General features: G+C 60.4%; 16 protein-coding genes and 1 pseudogene. 13 read left to right on the forward strand and 4 right to left on the reverse strand.

Features of this window, described 5'->3' with window-relative positions; genetic code table 11:
- Positions 1-91: 91 nt before the first annotated feature.
- The 5 genes from FW800_RS02635 (at position 92) to hutG (ending at position 6,766) form a co-directional block, all read left to right on the forward strand.
- Entirely contained in the window at positions 92-1,600 is a 1,509-nt protein-coding gene (locus FW800_RS02635) for an HAL/PAL/TAL family ammonia-lyase (RefSeq protein WP_446436914.1), read from the forward strand.
- 32 nt (positions 1,601-1,632) lie between these two features.
- Positions 1,633-3,165: a histidine ammonia-lyase gene (gene hutH, locus FW800_RS02640; protein WP_005783960.1), complete on the forward strand. Its 1,533-nt coding sequence runs from the start codon at positions 1,633-1,635 to the stop codon at positions 3,163-3,165.
- Between the two features lie 158 nt (positions 3,166-3,323).
- Positions 3,324-4,733: an amino acid permease gene (locus tag FW800_RS02645; RefSeq protein WP_032878336.1), complete on the forward strand. Its 1,410-nt coding sequence runs from the start codon at positions 3,324-3,326 to the stop codon at positions 4,731-4,733.
- 15 nt (positions 4,734-4,748) lie between these two features.
- A complete protein-coding gene (hutI, locus tag FW800_RS02650; protein ID WP_446436915.1) occupies positions 4,749-5,954 on the forward strand; it encodes an imidazolonepropionase in 1,206 nt (401 codons plus the stop codon).
- Between the two features lie 11 nt (positions 5,955-5,965).
- On the forward strand, positions 5,966-6,766 hold the full coding sequence (gene hutG, locus FW800_RS02655) for an N-formylglutamate deformylase (RefSeq protein ID WP_446436916.1): 801 nt from the start codon (positions 5,966-5,968) through the stop codon (positions 6,764-6,766).
- Between the two features lie 140 nt (positions 6,767-6,906).
- On the opposite strand, the gene FW800_RS02660 is transcribed toward hutG, so the two are convergent.
- A complete protein-coding gene (locus tag FW800_RS02660) occupies positions 6,907-8,292 on the reverse strand; it encodes a M10 family metallopeptidase C-terminal domain-containing protein (RefSeq protein ID WP_446436917.1) in 1,386 nt (461 codons plus the stop codon).
- A 290-nt stretch (positions 8,293-8,582) separates the two neighbouring features.
- Here FW800_RS02660 and pip point away from each other — a divergent pair, with 290 nt between their 5' ends.
- The 8 genes from pip to FW800_RS02700 all read left to right on the forward strand — a co-directional run bounded on the left by pip (position 8,583) and on the right by FW800_RS02700 (position 18,376).
- A complete protein-coding gene (gene pip / locus FW800_RS02665) occupies positions 8,583-9,554 on the forward strand; it encodes a prolyl aminopeptidase (protein WP_005783969.1) in 972 nt (323 codons plus the stop codon).
- Entirely contained in the window at positions 9,551-9,988 is a 438-nt protein-coding gene (gene dtd / locus FW800_RS02670) for a D-aminoacyl-tRNA deacylase (protein WP_005783971.1), read from the forward strand. Before pip ends, dtd begins: the two co-directional genes overlap by 4 nt.
- Before the next feature lie 266 nt (positions 9,989-10,254).
- Positions 10,255-11,991, forward strand: coding sequence for a glucan biosynthesis protein G (locus tag FW800_RS02675; protein WP_005783973.1), 1,737 nt, complete (start codon positions 10,255-10,257; stop codon positions 11,989-11,991).
- A complete protein-coding gene (gene mdoH, locus FW800_RS02680; protein WP_005783974.1) occupies positions 11,984-14,554 on the forward strand; it encodes a glucans biosynthesis glucosyltransferase MdoH in 2,571 nt (856 codons plus the stop codon). The genes FW800_RS02675 and mdoH overlap by 8 nt, the downstream gene beginning before the upstream one ends.
- A 187-nt stretch (positions 14,555-14,741) precedes the next feature.
- Positions 14,742-15,542, forward strand: coding sequence for a transporter substrate-binding domain-containing protein (locus tag FW800_RS02685; protein ID WP_032878330.1), 801 nt, complete (start codon positions 14,742-14,744; stop codon positions 15,540-15,542).
- Positions 15,543-15,761: 219 nt separating this feature from the next.
- Positions 15,762-16,559, forward strand: coding sequence for a transporter substrate-binding domain-containing protein (locus FW800_RS02690; protein WP_005783978.1), 798 nt, complete (start codon positions 15,762-15,764; stop codon positions 16,557-16,559).
- Between the two features lie 130 nt (positions 16,560-16,689).
- On the forward strand, positions 16,690-17,649 hold the full coding sequence (locus tag FW800_RS02695) for an amino acid ABC transporter permease (RefSeq protein WP_005783980.1): 960 nt from the start codon (positions 16,690-16,692) through the stop codon (positions 17,647-17,649).
- Positions 17,642-18,376, forward strand: coding sequence for an amino acid ABC transporter ATP-binding protein (locus FW800_RS02700; protein ID WP_032878328.1), 735 nt, complete (start codon positions 17,642-17,644; stop codon positions 18,374-18,376). Before FW800_RS02695 ends, FW800_RS02700 begins: the two co-directional genes overlap by 8 nt.
- Before the next feature lie 4 nt (positions 18,377-18,380).
- On the opposite strand, the gene FW800_RS02705 is transcribed toward FW800_RS02700, so the two are convergent.
- The 3 genes and pseudogenes from FW800_RS02705 to FW800_RS02715 all read right to left on the reverse strand — a co-directional run.
- Positions 18,381-20,288 carry a methyl-accepting chemotaxis protein gene (locus tag FW800_RS02705; RefSeq protein WP_103733947.1) on the reverse strand — a complete coding sequence of 636 codons (1,908 nt, stop codon included), beginning with the start codon at positions 20,286-20,288 and terminating at the stop codon, positions 18,381-18,383.
- A gap of 178 nt (positions 20,289-20,466) precedes the next feature.
- Entirely contained in the window at positions 20,467-21,339 is an 873-nt protein-coding gene (locus FW800_RS02710; RefSeq protein WP_372804085.1) for a methyl-accepting chemotaxis protein, read from the reverse strand.
- A gap of 33 nt (positions 21,340-21,372) precedes the next feature.
- Positions 21,373-22,383, reverse strand: a pseudogene (locus tag FW800_RS02715) (methyl-accepting chemotaxis protein); the annotation flags it as partial.
- Positions 22,384-22,530: the final 147 nt, after the last annotated feature.

A 22,530-nucleotide genomic window follows, 5' to 3' on the forward strand; every position in this document is an offset into this window, starting at 1 on the left:
CATTTGATTGGGTTCACACAGTTCAAATGTGGGAGCCGGGCTTGCCCGCGATGAGGCCGCCAAAGGTTTAGAGAATATGAAGAGGTCAACGATGTCCCAGGCAACCAAAATCATCATCGCCGACGCCCCGATGCGCTGGCAGGACGTCGCCGCCGTTGCTCGCCACGGCGCAGTGCTCGAACTCTCGGGCCACGCCTGGGCGCGCATCGACAATGCCCAGGCCATCGTGCAGCGCATCGTCGCCAGCGGCGAGCGCGCCTATGGTGTGAACACCGGCCTGGGCGCGTTGTGCAATGTGTCGCTTGAGGGCGGGCAACTGAGCCAACTGTCGCGCAATACGCTGCTCAGCCATGCCTGCGGCGTCGGCACGGTGCTCAGCGACGAGCAGACCCGCGCGATCATGTGCGCGGCAATCATCAACTACAGCCACGGTAAATCCGGCCTGCACCCGCAGGTGGTGCACGCGTTGCTGGCGCTGCTCAATCACGGCATCACGCCGCAAGTGCCATCCCAGGGTTCGGTGGGGTATTTGACCCACATGGCCCATGTCGGCGTGGCCTTGCTCGGCATCGGCAATGTGAGTTACCGCGGCCGGATCGTCACGGCGCAATACGCGTTGCAGGCTGAAGGCTTGCAGCCCGTGGTACTCGGTGCCAAGGATGGCCTGTGCCTGGTCAACGGCACGCCGTGCATGACCGGCCTGAGTTGCCTGGCCCTGGCCGACGCGCACCACCTGTTGCAATGGGCCGACGTGATCGGCGCCATGAGTTTCGAAGCCCAGCGCGGCCAGATCGATGCCTTCGACGAAGAAATCATCGCCCTCAAGCCGCACCCGGGTATGCAGCAAGTGGGCAGCAACCTGCGTGCGTTGCTCGACGGCAGTGAGGTGATCGCCAGCAGCAAAGGTATCCGCACCCAGGACGCCTTGAGCATTCGCTCGATCCCGCAGATCCACGGCGCGGCCCGCGATCAGGTGGAGCACGCCACGCGCCAGATCGAGACCGAACTCAACAGCGCCACCGACAACCCTTTGGTGCTCGGCACGCCGGTCAGCTACCGCGTGGTGTCCCAGGCCAACCCCCACGGCCAGTCCGTGGCGCTGGCGGCCGACATGCTCGCCATCGCCATGGCCGAAATCGGCTCGGTGGCCGAGCGCCGCCTGGATCGCCTGATCAATCCGCACGTCAGCGGCTTGCCGGCCTTTCTGGTCAGCAACCCGGGGGTCAACTCCGGGATGATGATCGTGCAGTACGTCGCCGCGTCCTTGTGCGGGCAAAACCGCCAGTTGGCGCAACCGGCGGTGCTCGACAACTTCGTCACCTCGGGCCTGCAGGAAGACCACCTGAGCATGGGCACCAACGCCGCGCTCAAGCTGCACCAGGTATTGGCCAACGTCACCCAGATTCTTGCCATCGAATACTTGCTGGCGGCCCAGGCGTTCGAGTTCCTCAAGGACCAGCGCTTGGGCGCCGGTACCGATCACGCCTGGCGCTTGCTGCGCGAAGTGGTCCCCGCTTACGAGCAGGACCGCTGGCTGGCGCCGGATATTGCCGCCGCTGCCCAGTTGCTTAAAGACACTGCGTTACCGAATTTGCACTGAACACTTAAGAATAATTCACAAGGAGAACGAATGTGACTGCGCTAAACCTGATTCCAGGCCAACTGAGCCTCGCCCAACTGCGTGCCATCTACCAGCAGCCGGTAACCCTCAGCCTGGATGACAGCGCCTCGGCCCAGATCGAAGCCAGCGTTGCCTGCGTGGAGCAGATCCTCGCCGAGAACCGCACCGCCTATGGCATCAACACCGGTTTTGGCCTGCTGGCCTCGACCCGTATCGCCAGCGAAGACCTGGAAAACCTCCAGCGTTCACTGGTGCTGTCCCATGCTGCCGGCGTCGGTGAGCCGATCAGCGATGCGCTGGTGCGGCTGGTCATGGTGCTCAAGGTCAACAGCCTGAGCCGTGGTTTCTCCGGGATCCGTCGCCAGGTGATCGACGCGCTGATTGCGCTGATCAACGCCCAGGTGTACCCGCACATTCCGCTCAAGGGTTCGGTCGGTGCATCCGGTGACCTGGCGCCATTGGCGCATATGTCCCTGGTCCTGCTCGGCGAAGGCAAGGCGCGCTACAAAGGCGAATGGCTGGACGCGACCGCAGCGCTGAAAGTGGCTGGCCTCACACCGCTGACCCTGGCCGCCAAAGAGGGCCTGGCCCTGCTCAACGGTACCCAGGTGTCCACCGCTTATGCATTGCGCGGCCTGTTCGAAGGTGAAGACCTGTTCGCCGGCGCCCTTGCGTGTGGCGGGCTGACCGTGGAAGCCGTACTGGGTTCGCGTTCGCCGTTCGATGCGCGTATTCATGCGGCGCGTGGCCAGCGCGGGCAGATCGATGCGGCTGCGGCCTATCGTGACCTGCTGGGCGAAAGCAGCCAGGTCTCGCAGTCGCACCAGAACTGCGACAAGGTGCAAGACCCTTACTCCCTGCGTTGCCAGCCACAGGTCATGGGCGCCTGCCTGACCCAGTTCCGCCAGGCTGCCGAAGTGCTGGTGGTGGAAGCCAACGCGGTGTCGGATAACCCACTGGTATTTGCCGCCGAAGGCGATGTGATTTCCGGTGGCAACTTCCACGCCGAACCGGTGGCCATGGCCGCCGATAACATGGCCCTGGCGATTGCCGAAATCGGCTCCCTGAGCGAGCGACGCATCTCGTTGATGATGGACAAGCACATGTCGCAACTGCCACCGTTTTTGGTGGGCAATGGCGGGGTGAACTCCGGCTTCATGATTGCCCAGGTGACGGCTGCTGCGCTCGCCAGCGAGAACAAGGCGCTGGCCCATCCCCATAGCGTCGACAGCCTGCCGACCTCGGCGAACCAGGAAGACCACGTGTCCATGGCCCCGGCTGCGGGCAAGCGTCTGTGGGAAATGGCCGAGAACACCCGTGGCATCCTCGCGGTGGAATGGCTGGCAGCGTGCCAGGGCCTGGATTTGCGCGACGGCCTGAAGACCTCGCCGAAACTTGAAAAAGCCCGCGGCATCCTGCGCGATAAGGTGGCGTTCTATGACAAGGATCGCTTCTTCGCCCCAGACATCAACGCCGCCAGCGAACTGCTCGCCACCCGCTGCCTGAATGAGCTGGTACCGGCCAAGTTGCTGCCGAGCCTTTAAGCTCCCCGGTACCCAATGTGGGAGCTGGCTTGCCTGCGATAGCGGTGTGTCTGCGCCAGATGGGCTGGCTGGAAGTCCGCCATCGCAGGCAAGCCAGCTCCCACATTGATTTTCGCCAGATTCAGATTTTCTCGGGATAAGAATAATAGGGAAGAGAAATGCACCAGCCAGAAAAAGGTTTGAAACGCGGGCTCAACGCCCGACATATTCGCTTCATGGCACTCGGTTCCGCGATCGGCACCGGGCTGTTCTATGGTTCTGCCTCCGCTATCCAGATGGCCGGCCCCGCCGTGCTGCTGGCTTACCTCATCGGCGGCGCCGCCGTGTTCATGGTGATGCGTGCTCTCGGTGAAATGGCCGTGCACAACCCGGTGTCCGGCTCGTTCGGCCACTACGCCAGCACCTACCTGGGGCCCATGGCGGGGTTTATCCTCGGCTGGACCTACGCCTTTGAAATGATCATCGTCTGCCTGGCCGACGTCACCGCGTTCGGCATCTACATGGGCTTCTGGTTTCCCGAGGTAGCCCGTTGGGTCTGGGTGCTGGGCATCGTGTTTTTGATCGGCGGCCTGAACCTGTGCAACGTCAAGGTCTTTGGCGAAATGGAGTTCTGGCTGTCGTTGCTCAAGGTCGGCGCCATCGTGGCGATGATCCTCGGCGGTTTCGGCATCATGCTGTTCGGCATTCACTCGGCGGGTGAAACCCAGGCTAGCGGCCTGAGCAACCTGTGGGCGCACGGCGGCTTCATGCCCAACGGCATTGGTGGCTTGATCGCCTCGTTTGCGGTGGTGATGTTTGCGTTCGGCGGTATCGAAATCATCGGCATCACTGCCGGTGAAGCCAAGGACCCGCAGCGAGTGATCCCCAAGGCGATCAACGCGGTACCGCTGCGTATCCTGTTGTTCTACGTGCTGACCCTGTTCGTGCTGATGGCGATCTACCCGTGGCCGCAAATTGGCAGCCAGGGCAGCCCGTTCGTGCAGATCTTCAGTAACCTGGGGATAGGCTCGGCGGCGACCATTCTCAATATCGTGGTGATCTCGGCGGCGGTCTCGGCCATCAACAGCGACATCTTCGGCGCCGGTCGCATGATGTACGGCCTGGCCCAGCAAGGTCAGGCGCCCAAGGGCTTTGCGCAGTTGTCCAAACAAGGCGTGCCGTGGATGACCGTGGTGGTGATGGGCGCCGCGTTGCTCGGCGGCGTGGTGCTCAACTACCTGATCCCGGAAAACGTCTTCCTGCTGATCGCTTCGATCGCCACCTTTGCCACCGTGTGGGTCTGGCTGATGATCCTGTTTACCCAGGTCGCCATGCGTCGCTCGATGACCAGGGAGCAGGTCGCCGAACTGAAATTCCCGGTGCCGTTCTGGCCCTATGCGCCGGCAGCGGCCATTGTGTTCATGCTGTTTGTGTTTGGTGTGCTCGGTTACTTCCCGGACACCCAGGCGGCCTTGATGGTCGGCGCTGTGTGGATCGTGCTGCTGATCGTCGCGTACCTGCTGTGGGTCAAGCCCGCTGCCGGGCAAGCGGCCAAGGTCCATTACGAACAGGCTTTGTCTCATCGATAACTTAGGGAGGCGTTGATGAAAACCCTTTGGCAACACTGCCACGTCGCAACCATGGCCCAAGGCAAATACTCGATTATCGAGGATGCCGCGATGGTGACAGCGGGCTCGCTGATCGAGTGGATCGGCCCGCGCAGCCAGGCACCTACGGCCGATTACGCCCAGGTGCATGACCTGCAAGGCGCGTGGGTCACCCCCGGGCTGATCGACTGCCACACCCATACCGTGTTTGGTGGCAATCGCAGCGGCGAATTCGAGCAGCGCCTCGAAGGCGTCAGCTACGCCGACATCGCGGCCAAGGGCGGCGGGATTGCCAGTACCGTGCGTGCCACGCGTGCAGCCACGGAAGATCAATTGTTCCTGAGCGCTGAAAAACGTCTGCGCAGCCTTTTGCGTGACGGCGTGACTACCGTGGAGATCAAGTCCGGCTACGGCCTGGATCTGCCCAACGAGCGCAAGATGCTGCGCGTGGCCCGGCGCCTGGGTGAAGCGCTGCCGGTCAGCGTGCGCGCCACGTGCCTGGCCGCTCACGCGCTGCCGCCGGAGTACAAGGACCGCGCCGATGATTACATTGAGCACATCTGCAATGAGATGCTGCCGGCGCTGGCCGCAGAGGGCCTGGTGGATGCGGTGGATGCCTTCTGTGAATACCTGGCGTTTTCCCCCGAACAGGTCGAGCGCGTGTTCAAGGTTGCCCACCAGCTTGGCTTGCCGGTAAAGCTGCACGCCGAGCAACTCTCATCGCTGCACGGTTCCAGCCTGGCGGCGCGCTATCACGCGTTGTCGGCCGACCATCTTGAGTTCATGACTGAAGAAGATGCCATCGCCATGGCCGCTGCCGGCACGGTCGCCGTGTTGCTGCCGGGCGCTTTCTACTTCCTGCGCGAAACCCAGTTGCCGCCCATGGAGGCCCTGCGCAAGCACGGCGTGAAGATCGCCATCGCCAGCGACCTCAACCCCGGCACTTCCCCGGCGTTGTCGGTGCGCCTGATGCTGAACATGGCCTGCACCCTGTTCCGCATGACGCCCGAAGAAGCCCTGGCCGGTGCCACGCAACATGCGGCCACCGCGTTGGGCATGGGCGACACCCATGGCTCCCTGGAAGCGGGCAAGGTCGCTGACTTTGTCGCCTGGCAGATTGATCGCCCCGCTGACCTGGCCTACTGGCTGGGCGGCGAGCTGGATAAACGCGTTGTGCGCCACGGCGCCGACGTCACTGTGTAAGGAGTGGTGTTGTGGATAAGGTTCTGACATTCAAACAAGGCCGCGTACCGCTGCTGATCAGCATGCCCCACGCCGGCGTGCGCCTGACGCCTGCGGTCGAGGCCGGGTTGATTCCCCAAGCGCAAAGCCTGCCGGACACCGACTGGCATATTCCGCTGCTGTATGACTTTGCCGAAGAACTGGGCGCCAGCACCCTGGCGGCGGAGTACTCGCGGTTTGTCATCGACTTGAACCGGCCTTCCGACAACAAGCCGCTCTATGCCGGCGCTACCACTGGCCTGTACCCGGAGACGCTGTTCGATGGTGTGCCCTTGTTCCGCGAGGGGCTGGAGCCGAACGAGACCGAGCGCGCCAGTTACTTGCAGAAGATTTGGGGCCCGTATCACCGCACGCTGCAGGAGGAACTGGCACGGCTCAAGGCCGAATTCGGCTACGCGTTGCTGTTCGATGCGCACTCGATCCGCTCGGTGATCCCGCACCTGTTCGACGGCAAGCTGCCGGACTTCAACCTCGGCACCTTCAACGGCGCTGCCTGTGATCCCGAGTTGGCCAGCCAACTGGAAGCCATCTGCGCCGGGCATCCGCAGTACAGCCATGTGTTGAACGGGCGCTTCAAGGGCGGGCATATCACCCGTCACTACGGCAACCCCGCGCAGGATATTCATGCGGTGCAGTTGGAGTTGGGGCAATGCACGTATATGGAAGAGGTTGAGCCGTTTCGGTATCGGGCGGATTTGGCTGAGCCGACGCGGGAGGTATTGAAGCAGTTGTTGCAAGGTTGTTTGGCCTGGGGGAAAAAGCAGTACGGCTGAAATCGCCACCGCAAGCCAGTCGCGCCTGCTGATCGTTGCCGGCCTGTGGATGACCGCTGTGATCGGTGGCTCGGCCAGGAATCGACAGCAGCGCTGAGGAGGCGGGCGGTGTTGCTAAGAGTTGCACGCGCGTTTGACCGTCACTGGACAATATCGCTTTGTTTCAGGTCGCCGTGCACCTTCACCTCCAGTGGCTGACCTTGGCCATCGAAGACCCGCAGTGTGCTGATGTTCTTGTGTGGGTCGTAGGATATGGAGGCGTCGCCTTTTTGCATCTGCGCCGATTTGCCATCGACAAATCGCAATGGGGCGTCTCCGATTTTACTGCGTATGCCCGACACATCGACCTTGTCCTTGCCGCTTTCAAAATCCATGATTTCGTCGGTTCCATCCACGCTGTTCGATTCAGTCCAACTACCATAAACAAAGGTGTCGGCACCTTTTCCGCCCCACAGTTTATCCGCGCCTCTGCCACCATCAATAATGTCGTCGCCATCACCACCCTTGAGTATGTTGTCGGCGTCGTTACCGATTATCAGGTCATTGCCTTTGCCACCAATCGCGTTTTCGATGATGACGCCCCGGGCAATAGAGAGGTTTCGATCGCGACCATTGGCATTGGTGAAGGTGCCAGGCGTCAGGTTGATCTTTTGGTTTTTCTGATAGCCGGATAAATCCAGTGTGTCGTTGCCGCCGCTATCCCAAAGGGTACCTCTGAGCTCATCCTTTTCGGACTTGAGCTTGAGGAAGTTTCGGTTGGCGTTGGAGTTGAAGCCGTAGACGGTGTCCTCTTTGCGAGTATTGTGGTTTACACCGTACCGGGTCTGTATGGCGGTGATGTCATCCTGTAGGGGGGACTTCGCAACCGAGCCATGCTGGTATTTGCTCATAATGGTGTGGGAACGGGAATCTTCCACATAACCGAGTTTTTGCTGTTCATATTTTGTTCCGTAGTTGCCTCCTGGATGCTTCAAGCCAAGCGTGTGGCCGACTTCATGGATCAGAGTCGTCATACCGCTCGGGCCTGCACTTTCTTTTTCTGTGGTCCAGACATGCGCCGTTAGCCTGTCTTTCGTCGGCGGCAAGGCGTGGGGGTTGAAAGGGGTGTACTGACCTTTGTCATTCAGTCTGGTTTTGAAGTTGCCGAAGTTGATATGACCTTCGCTTTGTTCATTTCTCGGCCCTTCTACAAATTTCACGTTTGTCACATCTTCCCAGAGCTTGAGTGCCTCGCGGGTTTTGGCTTTGTTTGCTTCGGACACATCAGTCACGCCTTGGTAACTGTCATGTTGCCCTTCAGGTTTATCGGAGCCGGGGGTAAATGAATAGGTGATGGTGATGACGCCATCGCCGTTCTTATCCTTCCAGATCGGATTCGGGCTTATCAGTCGCGCAGTGGCTTCCTCTGCGGTCTTGGACTTCAGGCCGTTGATTTCGATGTGCCCGCCACGATCATCACGACGCCTGAACTGTTCAACTTGTTGATATGTGGCACTTCCTTGCGGGGGAAGTCTGCTGATCGACATGGGATTCTCTATTCAAAGTTGGCGAGCTCTGAGCTTGGCGATGTCGAATCCAGTCGCAATTAAGAGTTTTCCGCAGTAGTGAGATGTCTTGCTCGCTGATTTGTAGGAAAGGGCAGTGACGCAATTGCAGCAACTCGACGATAACGTGCTGCATTACCTGAGCAGCGAAGGGCTGACACAGGTCTAAGCGCTCAATGACATGCTCATTGCACAATTCGGGTTTATGATGCGAGACGGCAAAATAATAGACGTCCCCCCAGGGATGAACCCGACACCCTACGGAGCGCGCAATGCAGACTTGGTACCCGCAGATCAAACCCTACGCCCGGCATGATCTGGCAGTCGATGACACCCACACGCTGTATGTCGATGAAAGTGGCTCTCCCGAGGGCTTGCCCGTCGTGTTCATCCACGGGGGGCCAGGTGCCGGTTGCGACGCCCAGAGCCGCTGCTATTTCGATCCGAACCTCTACCACATCGTCACCTTCGACCAGCGTGGCTGCGGGCGCTCCACCCCCCGCGCCAACCTTGAGAACAACACCACCTGGGATCTGGTCGCCGACCTTGAGCGCATCCGCGAGCACCTGGGCATCGACAAATGGGTGCTGTTCGGCGGCTCCTGGGGTTCAACCCTGGCCCTGGCCTACGCACAAACCCATCCAGAGCGTGTGCTTGGCCTGATTGTGCGCGGCATCTTCCTGGCCCGCCCGCAGGATATTCACTGGTTCTACCAAGAGGGCGCGAGCCGTCTTTTCCCGGACTACTGGCAGGACTACCTGGCGCCAATCCCGGTGGAAGAACGCCACGACATGATTGCCGCCTACCACAAGCGCCTCACCGGCAACGACCAGATCGCCCAGATGCATGCGGCCAAAGCCTGGTCGGGTTGGGAAGGGCGCATGCTCGGCCTGTGTCCGAGCCCGCAGCATGTGGAGCGTTTTTCCGAACCGCAACGCGCGCTGTCCATTGCGCGTATCGAGTGCCATTACTTCACCAACAACTCCTTCCTGGAGCCCAACCAGCTGATTCGCGATATGCACAAGATCGCCCATCTGCCGGGCATCATCATCCATGGTCGCTACGACATGATCTGCCCGCTGGATAACGCCTGGGAGCTGCATCAGGCCTGGCCCAACAGTGAGTTGCAGGTGATTCGCGAGGCTGGCCATGCCGCGTCTGAGCCGGGCATCACCGACGCGCTGGTGCGCGCCACCGGCGAGATGGCACGGCGCCTGCTTGATCTGCCGCCTGAAGAAGCATGAAGGGCCTGTTGCAGCGGGTGCGTGGCGCCCGCGTCGAAGTAGCCGGTGAGGTCGTGGGGGCGATTGACCAAGGTTTGCTGGTGCTGGTCGCCGTCGAACCTACAGATACGCCCGAGAGCGCCGACAAACTGCTGCACAAGCTGCTTAACTACCGGGTGTTCAGTGACGCCGAGGGCAAGATGAACCTCTCGCTCAAGGATATCGGCGGCGGGTTGCTGCTGGTGTCGCAGTTCACCCTGGCGGCGGACACGAAGAGCGGGCTGCGGCCAAGCTTCTCCACCGCTGCCCCTCCGGCCTTGGGAGCGGCGCTTTTTGAGCACTTGTTGTTACAAGCGCAACAATTGCATGGCAAGGTGGCGTCAGGGCGTTTTGGCGCTGATATGCAGGTGCATTTGGTCAATGATGGCCCTGTGACCTTTCTCTTACAGACATGAATGTATGAAAAACGACTTTAATGCCTAAAAACGCAGGTTTTCGCTACAAATACTTCGCTGTCCCTGATGCGTTGTCTCGCGGGCTACTAGATAATCGCGCGCTACGGGGATCAGCGTTGTTTGGTCCATTTTTGACTTAGGTAGAGCCTTGTCCGATAGCCTTTGGGGAATCATTTTGCCTTGGGGGAGTCGGAACATTGCTCGCCAACCTGGCATATAGATAGCTGGCCGTTGGTTTTTTGATCTGTTTTCGGCGAGGGTTGCTCGTGATTGTTAGTCCCTGTAATGCACCAAAATTGTCTGCCAAACGGTTACGAAACGCACTGGTAACGGGCTCTGCCCTGTTTTGCCTGTTCGGCGCGGGTCAACTGTGGGCATTCAGTCTGGATGATGTGTCGGCCAAGGCAAAAGAGCTGGCCGGGCAGAAATACGAAGCTCCGCGCAGCAATCTGCCGAACGAATTCCGCGAAATGAAATTCGCTGACTACCAGAAGATTCGTTTCCGCAACGAAAAAGCCGAGTGGGCCGATCAGAACACCCCGTTCAAGCTGTCCTTCTATCACCAGGGTATGCATTTCGATACGCCGGTGAAAATCAATGAAGTCACCGCCGACAGCGTGCATGAAATCAAGTACGACCCGACTCGCTTCGATTTCGGTGACGTGAAATTTGATCCCAAAGCCACCGAACAGCTGGGCTATGCCGGTTTCCGTGTGCTTTTCCCGATCAACAAGGCCGACAAGCAAGACGAAATCATGACCATGCTCGGCGCGAGCTATTTCCGCGTCGTCGGCAAGGACCAGGTGTATGGCCTGTCTGCCCGTGGCATGGCTATCGATACCGCGCTGCCGTCCGGTGAAGAGTTCCCACGGTTCACCGAGTTCTGGATCGAGCGACCAAAGCCGGGCGACAAGCACCTGGTGATCTTCGCCCTGCTGGACTCGCCGCGCGCTACCGGTGCCTATCGCCTGATCCTGCGCCCCGGCACTGACACCGTGGTCGATGTGAAATCCCAGATGTTCCTGCGCGACAAGGTCAGCAAGCTGGGGGTTGCCCCGTTGACCTCGATGTTCCTGTTCGGCGCCAACCAGCCTTCCAAGGTGCTTAACTACCGTCGCGAGCTCCACGATTCCAGCGGCCTGTCGATCCACGCCGGCAATGGCGAGTGGATCTGGCGCCCGTTGAACAACCCTAAACACCTGTCGGTCAGCAACTTCAGCGTCGAGAACCCGCGTGGCTTCGGCCTGCTGCAACGTGGCCGCAACTTCAGCCACTACGAAGACCTGGACGACAACTACGACAAGCGCCCAAGCGCCTGGATCGAACCTGAAGGCGATTGGGGCAAGGGCTCCGTTGACCTGGTAGAGATCCCGACAGCCGATGAAACCAACGACAACATCGTGGCGTTCTGGAGCCCGGCCGAACTGCCGGAAGTCGGCAAGCCGCTGGACATCGCCTACCGTCTGCACTGGACCCTGGACGACGCTGCATTCCATTCGCCGGACAGCGCTTGGGTCAAGCAGACCCTGCGTTCTACCGGTGACGTGAAGCAATCCAACCTGATCCGTCAGCCCGATGGCAGCGTGGCCTACCTGGTGGACTTCGAGGGCCCAGCCCTGAAGAAACTGCTGCCGGACGCCCCGGTGCGCAGCCAGGTGAGCGTGGGCGACAACGCCGAACTGGTTGAAAACAGTGTGCGCTACAACGAACACACCAAAGGCTGGCGCTTGACTCTGCGTATGAAGATCAAGGACGCAGGCAAACCGACCGAAATGCGTGCGGCACTGGTGCAGGATGTGGTGCAACCAGCGCCTGAGCCGGTTTCCAATCACGTGTTGAAGGCTGACAAAGTCCTGGCCAAGCAGCACGAGAAACAGGCCAGGAAAGACGCAAAAGACAAGCAAGACCCGCAGCCAGAAGCTGCCCCAGCCACACCGGAGCCGGCCAAGACCGAACAAGTCCTGACCGAAACCTGGAGCTATCAGTTGCCTGCCGATGAGTAATTCAAATGTCCGGCCAGAGACTCTGAGCGAGTATCTGGCGCACCTCCCGTTGACCGCTGAGCAGCGCGCCGAGCTGGCGGGCTGCAACTCGTTCAGCGAATTGCACGAACGCTTGTCGTCGTCGACTTTCGACGCACCGACTGAGGCCGCCCAGGCTTCGGTCGGCCGTCGCTTGACCCTCAACAGCGCCGAAGAGCTGCAAGACGCCGAGATGCTGGCGCTCGACGCCAGCGGTCGCGTGTGTCTTAAAGCCACGCCGCCGATCCGCCGGACCAAAGTGGTGCCCGAGCCCTGGCGCACCAACATCCTGGTGCGCGGCTGGCGCCGGATGACGGGTCGCACCAACCCGCCCAAGCCACCCAAGGATGAGCGCGTACTGCCCGCTGCCCGCTGGCGTACCGTGGGTTCGATCCGTCGCTATATCCTGTTGGTGTTGATGTTGGGCCAGACCATTGTCGCCGGCTGGTACATGAAAGGCATCATGCCGTACCAGGGCTGGTCGCTGGTCGACTTCGATGAAATCCGCAACCAGACCCTGCTGCAAACCGCCACTCAGGTAATGCCTTACGCGCTGCAAACCAGCATCCTGATCATGTTCGGGATTCTGTTCTGCTGGGTCTCGGCCGGTTTCTGGACCGCACTCATGGGCTTCCTGGAACTGCTGACCGGTCACGATAAATACCGCATCTCCGGTAAAAGTGCCGGTAACGAGCCAATTCCGAAGGATGCGCGCACCGCACTGGTAATGCCGATCTGCAACGAAGACGTGCCGCGGGTATTCGCAGGTTTGCGTGCCACGTTCGAATCGGTAGCCGCCACCGGTGACCTGGATCGCTTCGATTTCTTTGTGCTCAGCGACAGTAACGACGCCGACATCTGCATCGCCGAACAGCAAGCCTGGCTCGACGTGTGCCGCGAAGCTGGCGGCTTTGGCAAGATCTTCTATCGCCGCCGCCGCCGTCGTGTAAAGCGCAAGAGCGGCAACCTCGACGACTTCTGCCGTCGCTGGGGCGGCGACTACAAATACATGGTCGTTCTCGACGCTGACTCCGTGATGAGCGGCGAATGCCTGACCAGCTTGGTACGCCTGATGGAAGCCACGCCGGATGCGGGGATTATCCAGACCGCGCCGCGGGCGTCGGGCATGGACACCCTGTATGCGCGTATGCAGCAGTTCGCTACCCGCGTATACGGCCCATTGTTTACCGCCGGCCTGCACTTCTGGCAGTTGGGTGAATCCCACTACTGGGGTCACAACGCCATTATCCGCATGAAGCCGTTTATCGAGCACTGCGCCCTGGCGCCGTTGCCAGGTAAGGGCGCATTCGCCGGTGCAATCCTTTCCCACGACTTCGTTGAAGCCGCTCTGATGCGCCGTGCCGGCTGGGGCGTGTGGATTGCCTACGACTTGCCGGGCAGTTACGAAGAACTGCCGCCGAACCTGCTGGACGAACTCAAGCGTGACCGTCGCTGGTGCCACGGTAACCTGATGAACTTCCGCCTGTTCCTGGTTAAAGGCATGCACCCGGTGCACCGTGCGGTGTTCCTGACCGGCGTGATGTCCTACCTGTCGGCGCCGTTGTGGTTCTTCTTCCTGGTGTTGTCCACGGCGTTGCTGGCGGTGAACACCCTGATGGAGCCGCAGTACTTCATGGCGCCGCGCCAGTTGTACCCACTATGGCCACAATGGCACCCGGACAAGGCGGTGGCGCTGTTCTCCACCACCATCGTGCTGTTGTTCCTGCCCAAGCTGCTCAGCATCATCCTGATCTGGGCCAAGGGTGCCAAGGAGTTCGGCGGCAAGTTCAAGGTGACCTTGTCGATGCTGCTGGAGATGCTGTTCTCCATGCTGCTGGCGCCGGTGCGGATGATTTTCCACACCCGTTTCGTCCTCGCCGCTTTCCTCGGTTGGGCTGCCACCTGGAACTCGCCGCAGCGTGACGACGACTCCACGCCTTGGAGTGAAGCGGTCAAGCGTCACGGCCCGCAAACTATCCTCGGCTTCCTGTGGGCGCTGTTGGTGGTGTGGTTGAACCCAAGTTTCCTGTGGTGGCTGGTGCCGATTGTCGGCTCGCTGATGCTGTCGATTCCGGTGTCGGTGATTTCCAGCCGGGTCAAGCTGGGCCTCAAGTCCCGTGACGAGAGCCTGTTCCTGATCCCCGAGGAATACAATCCGCCGCAAGCGCTGCTGTCGACCGAGAAGTACACCCACGAAAACCGTTGGCACGCCCTCAATGACGGTTTCGTGCGTTCGGTGGTCGACCCGCAGCAGAACGCCCTGGCCTGTGCCTTGGCGACCTCGCGTCACCGTGAGGCCGAGCCGATCGAGTACCTGCGCATGGAGCGCGTTCGCCATGCGTTGAAAGTCGGGCCTGCCGGCCTCAACAACAGCGAACGCCTGGCCCTGCTCAGCGATCCGGTAGCCCTGGCTCGCCTGCATGAGCAGGTCTGGAACGAAGGTCATGCCGAGTGGCTCGGTGCCTGGCGTGCTTCGATCAAGGCAGATCCGCACGCGCCATTGCTGCCTCTGCAACCGCAGTCGCCGCAGGCCCAACCGGCCTGATTCAGACGCCCCCGAGGGCTCGCCTCGGGGGCGCTGCAGACGCTGGTCCTACAGCGTTTACAGTCGCTTCCTTTTATCCCTAACTCCTTGTTATTTCGAAACAAAAGACCTTTGATCGAGGCGTATTGTCGTGCCTGTCGCTGGGTTAGCATCGCCCCCCAAAATTTGACTCGCCACGGGGGCATTCATGATCAAAAGGTATTGTTCGGTATTGCTGGTTAGCGTTTTCCTATGGGCTTACGCGGGTCTGCTGAGTGCGGGCGCCCTGGACGATGCTGTTCGTCGCGGCGTGTTGAAGGTGGGGACCACGCCCAATTACGTGCCCTTCGAGATGCTCGATAAGCAGGGGCGCATCGTCGGTTTTGAAATTGACTTGCTCCGCGCCATGAGCCGTGCACTGGGCGTGGAACTTGAGCTGATTGCGGTGCCGTATACGGATTTGGTACCGGGGTTGATGGCGAAGAAATTCGACCTGATTGGCAGTGGCATGACCGTCACCCAAGAGCGCAACCTGAAGCTCAACTTCAGCGACTCTTTCATTGTGGTGGGTCAGACCGTGCTGCTGCACCCCCGCCTGGCCGGCATCGTTTCCAGCATCGAAGAGCTGGACGACGCCAGCTACCGGGTGGTGACTATCCAGGGCACGACCGGAGAGGCAGCAGCCCAGCGTTTTCTGGGGGCTGCTCAACTGAGCACGGTGACGACCCCGGAAGACGGTGTGCGGCAGGTCGTGGAAGGCAAGTTCGATGCGTTTATCCATGATGCGCCCTACAACCTGATCGCGATGAGCCGGCCGCAGAACAGCGCCTTGTTGACACTGGAACAACCCTTCACCTTTGAGCCCCTGGCGTTTGGTTTGAAAAAGGGTGATTACGACAGCCTCAACTGGATCAATCACTTTCTCAACCAGATCGCTCAGGATGGCTCCTACGATCACTTGCATGACAAGTGGTTCAGGGACACGGCCTGGATGGCAGAGATTGAGTGATCGTCATAACTACTTACACATCAATCAATTGTCGAGGGGCTGCGTAGACGCGTCTACCCCTGCGCTTGACTGCACCGCCGTAGGACTTTTACGACATACGCCGATAACATTTACCGCTGAAACCTTTGTGACGGACAACGAGTGGGTTAGGATCGCATCCCGAAATGGCGCAGCCCTTTTGTGCGCCGACCTTATAAGAATCGTTCAGGGGTCTTGAAGATGAAAAAGTATCTTTCGATGCTGATGCTCGGCGTCACCGCGATGGTCGCTGCCACTGCGGCCCAGGCCGGTGCCATCGACGATGCGGTCAAGCGCGGCACGTTGAAAGTCGGCATGGACCCGACCTACATGCCGTTCGAAATGACTGACAAGCGCGGTGAAATCATCGGCTTCGAAGTCGACATCCTCAAGGCCATGGCCAAGTCCATGGGGGTCAAGCTGGAGCTGGTGTCCACCGGTTATGACGGCATCATCCCGGCCTTCCTGACCGGCAAGTTCGACATGATCGGCAGCGGCATGACCCTGACCCAGGAGCGCAACCTGCGCCTGAACTTCAGCGAACCCTTCATCGTGGTCGGCCAGACCCTGCTGATCCGCAAGGACCTGGAAGGCACCATCAAGTCCTACAAAGACCTGAACGATGAGAAATACCGTCTGACCTCCAAGCTCGGCACCACCGGTGAGATGGTCGCCAAAAAGCTGATTTCCAAGGCCAAGTACCACGGCTACGACAACGAGCAGGAAGGCGTGCTGGATGTGGTCAACGGCAAGGCTGACGCCTTCGTCTATGACGCACCGTATAACGTAGTAGCCGAGAAGAAAGTCGGCAACGGCAAGCTGGTGTTCCTGGAAGAACCCTTCACCTTTGAACCCCTGGCGTTCGGTTTGAAGAAAGGCGATTACGACAGCATCAACTTCATCAACAACTTCCTGCACCAGATCCGTAACGACGGCACTTACGATCGCATCCATGACAAGTGGTTCAAGAGCTCCGAGTGGCTCAAGGACATGGAATAAGGCCTGACACCGAGTTGCCTGTATCGCAGGCAAGCCGGCTCCCACATTTGACTGTATTCACACATCAACCTGTGGGAGCGGGCTTGCCCCCGATGGCGGCCTATCAGGCAACACATATCCGGAAAGTGAAATGAAACAGAAAAAAGCCCAATGGCCCTGGCACCTGCTGACGGTGGTCGTGCTGGTCGGCCTGGCTGGCGCCTTGTACTACGCCACCTCGTTGATGTCCTACGAGTGGCGCTGGAACCGCGTGCCGCAATACTTCGCCTATCAAGCCGAAACCTCCCAGCGCGCCGCGGATATTTCCACCGTGGTCGAGTTGGTGCGCAAAGGCGATGTGGCCGAAGTCACCCTGCGCAACGACGCGGGGGCCGAGCAAAAGCTCACGGTTGCCGACAACAGCCTGCAAGTGGCGCGCGGTGATGATGTGGCTGAGGGCGATGTGGTCGGCGTGACCCGCCAGTGGGCGTTGGGGCCGCTGATGTGGGGCTTGTGGACCACGCTGTGGCTGTCGGTGGTGTCCGGCATCCTGGGCTTGGCGATAGGTTTGGCGACCGGTTTGTGCCGGCTCTCCAAAAACCCGACCCTGCGGGATTTGTCGACGATCTACGTCGAACTGGTGCGCGGTACGCCGCTGCTGGTGCAGATTTTCATTTTCTATTTCTTCATCGGCACGGTGCTCAACCTCTCCCGGGAGTTTGCCGGGATCGCCGCGCTGTCGTTGTTCACCGGCGCCTACGTGGCCGAAATCGTCCGCGCCGGCGTGCAGTCCATCACCCGTGGCCAGGATGAGGCGGCGCGTTCCTTGGGCTTGAGCGCCAGCCAGTCGATGCGCCATGTGGTGTTGCCGCAAGCCTTCAAGCGCGTGCTGCCACCCCTGGCCGGGCAATTTATCAGCCTGGTCAAGGACACGTCCCTGGTGTCGGTGATCGCGATTACCGAATTGCTCAAGAGTGGCCGCGAAGTGATCACCACCTCGTTTTCGCCATTCGAGATCCTGTTCTGTGTGGCAGGCCTGTACCTGCTGATCAACCTGCCGCTGTCGAAAATGGCCAGCCGGCTTGAGCGGAGGCTCGCCCAAAGTGATTGAAGTGCGCGATCTGGTAAAAGTCTTCGACACCCGTGGGCATGTGGTACGCGCGGTTGATCACGTCACCACCCAGGTGGCCAAGGGCGAAGTGCTGGTGGTCATTGGCCCGTCCGGTTCCGGCAAGTCCACCTTCCTGCGCTGCCTCAATGGGTTGGAGGAGTTCGACTCGGGCTCGGTGAGCATTGATGGCCTGCAATTGGCCGATCCTAAAACCGATGTGAACGCCTATCGCCGTGAAGTCGGCATGGTGTTTCAGCATTTCAACCTGTTCCCCCACATGACCGTGCTGGAAAACCTGTGCCTGGCGCAAAAGGTCGTGCGCAAGCGCGGCAAGCAAGAGCGCGAGGCCAAGGCCCTGGCTCTGTTGGAAAAGGTGGGTATCGCGCAGAAGGCCCATGAGTTTCCATCGCGCCTGTCTGGCGGCCAACAGCAGCGGGTCGCGATTGCCCGAGCGCTGGCCATGGAGCCCAAGGTGATGCTGTTTGACGAGCCCACCTCGGCGCTCGACCCGGAAATGGTTGGCGAAGTCCTCGACGTCATGAAGACCCTGGCCCTGGAAGGCATGACCATGGTCTGCGTGACCCACGAGATGGGCTTTGCCCGCGAAGTGGCGGACCGGGTGCTGTTCTTCGACCATGGCAAACTGCTCGAAGATGCCGCGCCCGCAGCCTTCTTTGCAGCCCCCCAGGACCCGCGGGCTCAAGCCTTCCTGCGCCAGGTGTTGTAACTGCTCAGACCTTGAACCGGCCTACCGAGCGCGCCAGGTCTGTGCCCAGGCGCGCCAGCTCGATGCTGGCCGCCGCCGTCTGCTCACTGGCGGTCGAGGTTTGTTCCGACGCATCCTTGACCTTCAGTACGCTGCGGTTGATCTCTTCGGCCACCGCGCTTTGCTCCTCGGCTGCTGCGGCAATCTGTGGGTTCATCTCCTGAATCACCGATACCGTACGGGTGATGTTGGCAAGGGCTGCGCCTGCGCGGCGCGTCAGCTCCACGCTGTTGTCGGTCAGGCTGAGACTGTTGTCCAGGATATCGGCGGTGTGTTGCGTGCCACGCTGCAAACCCTCGATCAACATCTCGATTTCCTCGGCTGATTGCTGGGTGCGCTGGGCCAGGGTGCGTACTTCGTCGGCCACTACAGCGAAACCGCGACCGGCTTCACCCGCGCGTGCCGCTTCGATAGCGGCGTTAAGGGCCAGCAGGTTGGTTTGCTCGGACACCGATTTGATCACCTCCAGCACGCTGCCGATCTTCTGGCTTTCCTGTTGCAAGCCTTGCATCGCCAGGCTCGAGCGGTTCATCTGCTCGGCCAGATGTTCGATATGGGTAATTGCTTCGGCCACCACCTGGTCGCCCACACCTGCTTGTTGATCAGCCTCAGTGGCGGCAATCGAGGCTTGCTCTGCATGACGAGCGACCTCTTGGGAGGTAGCGAGCATTTCGTTCATGGCGGTGGCGACTTGCTCGGTTTCCAGTTTCTGGCCATTGACCCCGGCGCGGGTTTGCTCGGTGACGGCGGACAGTTGCTCGGCGGCGCTTGCGATCTGGCGGGCGCTGTCGTTGATACCGCCGATCAGGGCGCGCAGGTTGAGCGTCATCTGGCCGATGCTGCGTTGCAATTGGCCCAGTTCGTCGCGCCGCGAGGTAGTGATATCGTGGCTCAGGTCGCCCTCGGCGATGCGGTTGGCTGTCAGCAGCGCCTGGCGCAACGGCCGCACGATCTGGCCGGCGATCAGCCAGGCAGCGAGGGCCCCGAGCAGCAGCGCTGCGCCTGTCACGTAGAGCAACATCAGGCGAGCCAAGTCTGCTTCTTTGTCGCGTTGCAGGGTCTGTTCCTCGCTCAGGCGGTCGCTTTGCGAGAGTAACTGGTCCAGCCACTGCTCCAGTTGATTCTGGGTGTTTTCAACAGTGACCTGCGCGTCCTTGACGCGGTTGAGTTGGGCGCGATAGTCGAGCAGGGCGCTGTTCAGAGCGGTGCTGTCGACCGGTAAAGCCGTCACGGCAGACTGAGCACCGTCGAGGGCCTTGAGCGCGTCGTCCACGCCTTGGGTGTAAATCTGCAGTGTGTCTGCGGCCCATGCCGGTGCCTTGGCGCGGTCTTCGGCTTTTTCCAAGGCCAGGCGCAGGTTTTCCACGCTATCCAAGGCTTTCTCATCGTTCTGGTCGGGCAAGTCACTGGAAAATTGTCCAAGGGTGTCGCTGGCCGCCACAGAACTGCTGGTGAGCCCCTTCTGCGCTTGCTCACGTTGTTGCATCAAGGTGGGTAGCCCGCCCAGTGCGGTCTTGAAGCGCGCGCTGAGGCGACTGGAGTCTTGGACTTGCTGCAGATGTGCCTGGATTTTCAGGCGATCCGCCAACTCGACCAGGTAACCGTCGATTTTTTCCATGTGCCGGCCGATCTTGTCGAAGTTCGTCGGTTCATTGAGGGTGCGGTACAAAATCCGTTCGGCGCGTAGTTCTTCACCGGTCACGGCCAATCGAGAAAGAGTGGTCAAGGTTTGTGCACGAAAGAGCGAGTCGTTCAGTGCCTGCCATCCCGTCAGGGCGACAGCAATGCACAGTGCCAGCACCAGGCCGAAGCCAAGGATAAGCTTGAGGGTGACGCTGGTATTGCCCAATACGCGGGTCAGTGGTCGAAACATGATGCACCTCCATCAGCAAAGAGAAAGCGTCTCGCAGTCCGACTGACGCAGGTCAGGAGGAGTGGGAACGCTAAATCTTTTCGGCAAGGGGCGCGTAAGAATTGACCTGAAAGACGTGTAGGAAATTTCACAAGTTGCAGGGAGGACCCCGCACGGGCCACTCCCTGGTGTGAGCGTGTCAGACCCTGAAGCGGCCGACCAATGCTTGCAGATGAATGCCCAGGCGCGCCAGTTCTGCACTCGACGCAGCGGTTTCTTCGCTGGCCGAGGATGTCTGTTCGGATACGTCACGCACATTCAACACGCTGCGGTTGATCTCTTCGGCTACGGCGCTCTGTTGCTCGGCGGCGGTGGCGATTTGTGAGTTCATCGCCTGGATGGTTGAAACCGTGCGGGTGATATTCGCCAATGCGCTGCCGGCGCGACGCGTCAGTTCAACGCTGCTGTCGGTCAGCCCGCGGCTGTTGTCCATGATGGAGGCCACCTGCTGGGTACCGTTTTGCAAGCCGACGATCAGCTCTTCAATCTCTTCGGTGGACTTCTGTGTGCGCTGGGCCAGGCTGCGCACTTCATCGGCCACCACCGCGAAGCCACGCCCGGCCTCCCCGGCACGCGCCGCTTCAATGGCCGCATTCAGCGCCAGCAGGTTGGTTTGCTGGGCGACGGATTTGATCACGTCAAGCACGCTGCCGATCTTGTCGCTTTCGCGCTTCAGGTCGCCCATGGCGAGGGTGGAGTTGCCGACTTCAGTCGCCAGGCGTTCGATCTGGGCGATGGCTTCGCCGACCACCTTGTCACCTTCACGGGCCTGTTGGTCTGCGGCTACAGCAGCTTCCGAGGCTTGCTCGGCATTGCGTGCAACTTCCTGCACGGTGGCGGCCATTTCGTTCATGGCGGTGGCGACCTGATCGGTCTCGACCTTTTGGCTGTTGACCCCCGCGCTGGTCTGTTCAGTCACGGCCGACAACTGCTCGGCCGCGCTGGCGATCTGGGTGACGCCGTCGCTGATACCACCGATCAACGCGCGCAGGCCCACGGTCATGCTCTGCATGGCGCGTTGCAACTGGCCCAGTTCGTCCTGGCGGCCAGAGTCCAGGTTGTGGCTCAGGTCGCCGGAGGCCACGCGCTCGGCGACCTTGAGGGTCTGGTTTAGCGGGATGACGATCTGGCGGGTGATGGCCCAGGCTGCGAACAGGCCGAAGACCATCGCCAGTACGGTGGCGAGCAGCAACAGATACTTGGCCTGGGCCACATCGTGGTCGCGCACTGCGGTTTGCGACGTGGTGAGTTTCTCGCTATGGCCCAACAGAATATCGCCCTGGGCGCTCATGATTTTAAGGGCGGCGGCACTGGCCACTTGGGAGTCGCGATATTGGCTGACGGCGGCGCGATAGGCTTGCAGTGAGACACCAGCCTCTTGCAGGTTGGCCTGGTAGGGCGCTGGCAGTTGGCTTTGCAGTTCGGTGATTTTTTTCAGGGCATTGTCGATGGCATCAAGGGCCGGTTGCTCGGCCTCGACTTTGCCGCTGTAGGTGTAACCGCGTACCTGGAAGCGCGCTTGCTGGATCAGCTTGCTCAGGTCAACCACGCTGTTGAACTGGGTGACGCTGTCGCCTTGCAGGAGGCTTTTTTCAATCTCGTTGGTTTTGGCCACGGCATTGTCGGCGGTGTCGCCGAGCTTGCTGCGCGCGCCCTCACGCTTGAGACCCGCCTGGACCATGGCCGCGAAGGCTTTTTTGTATTGGCTCAACGCTTCCTGTTGTTGTTCGACTAGGGCCTTGTCATTGGGCTGTTCGATTAACTGCGCGGCGGTTTCAAGGCCATTGTCCAACTGAGTAATCAGGCCGGTGACCGCGTCGGTGCCTTGTTCGCCGCGGCGCATATCAAAGTCCAGGCGCGCCAGGCGCAGGTCTTTGGTCAGGCCATTGAGGCTGGAGATAAAACCCAGCTTATCGCCGCGATTGATTACGTCGCCCAGGCCGGTCCAGCCGGTAAAGGTGATCAACAGCGTCAGGATCAACACCAGGCCAAAGCCGACGCTCAGCTTGCGGTTGACGCTTACATTCCCCAGTTTCTCGGCTAACCAACGATACATGCTGCGAACTCCCCTGGAACAAGGCTTGGACTTATTCAGAGGCTATCGGCATGGGCATAGGATTCTGTAGCGCCACAGATCCAATGTGAGAGGGGGCTTGCTCCCGATGGCGGCGGGCCAGCTAAAGGTAGGTTGACTGACATACCG

Source organism: Pseudomonas sp. 910_23 (genome assembly GCF_052850795.1).

Excerpts from the sequence above, each read along its gene's own strand:
- FW800_RS02635 (WP_446436914.1), top strand. The coding sequence starts at position 92 with ATGTCCCAGGCAACCAAAATCATCATCGCCGACGCCCCGATGCGCTGG.
- FW800_RS02645 (WP_032878336.1), top strand. The coding sequence starts at position 3,324 with ATGCACCAGCCAGAAAAAGGTTTGAAACGCGGGCTCAACGCCCGACAT.
- hutI (WP_446436915.1), top strand. The coding sequence starts at position 4,749 with ATGAAAACCCTTTGGCAACACTGCCACGTCGCAACCATGGCCCAAGGC.
- FW800_RS02660 (WP_446436917.1), bottom strand. The coding sequence starts at position 8,292 with ATGTCGATCAGCAGACTTCCCCCGCAAGGAAGTGCCACATATCAACAA.
- pip (WP_005783969.1), top strand. The coding sequence starts at position 8,583 with ATGCAGACTTGGTACCCGCAGATCAAACCCTACGCCCGGCATGATCTG.
- dtd (WP_005783971.1), top strand. The coding sequence starts at position 9,551 with ATGAAGGGCCTGTTGCAGCGGGTGCGTGGCGCCCGCGTCGAAGTAGCC.
- mdoH (WP_005783974.1), top strand. The coding sequence starts at position 11,984 with ATGAGTAATTCAAATGTCCGGCCAGAGACTCTGAGCGAGTATCTGGCG.
- FW800_RS02685 (WP_032878330.1), top strand. The coding sequence starts at position 14,742 with ATGATCAAAAGGTATTGTTCGGTATTGCTGGTTAGCGTTTTCCTATGG.
- FW800_RS02690 (WP_005783978.1), top strand. The coding sequence starts at position 15,762 with ATGAAAAAGTATCTTTCGATGCTGATGCTCGGCGTCACCGCGATGGTC.
- FW800_RS02695 (WP_005783980.1), top strand. The coding sequence starts at position 16,690 with ATGAAACAGAAAAAAGCCCAATGGCCCTGGCACCTGCTGACGGTGGTC.
- FW800_RS02705 (WP_103733947.1), bottom strand. The coding sequence starts at position 20,288 with ATGTTTCGACCACTGACCCGCGTATTGGGCAATACCAGCGTCACCCTC.
- FW800_RS02710 (WP_372804085.1), bottom strand. The coding sequence starts at position 21,339 with ATGCAGAGCATGACCGTGGGCCTGCGCGCGTTGATCGGTGGTATCAGC.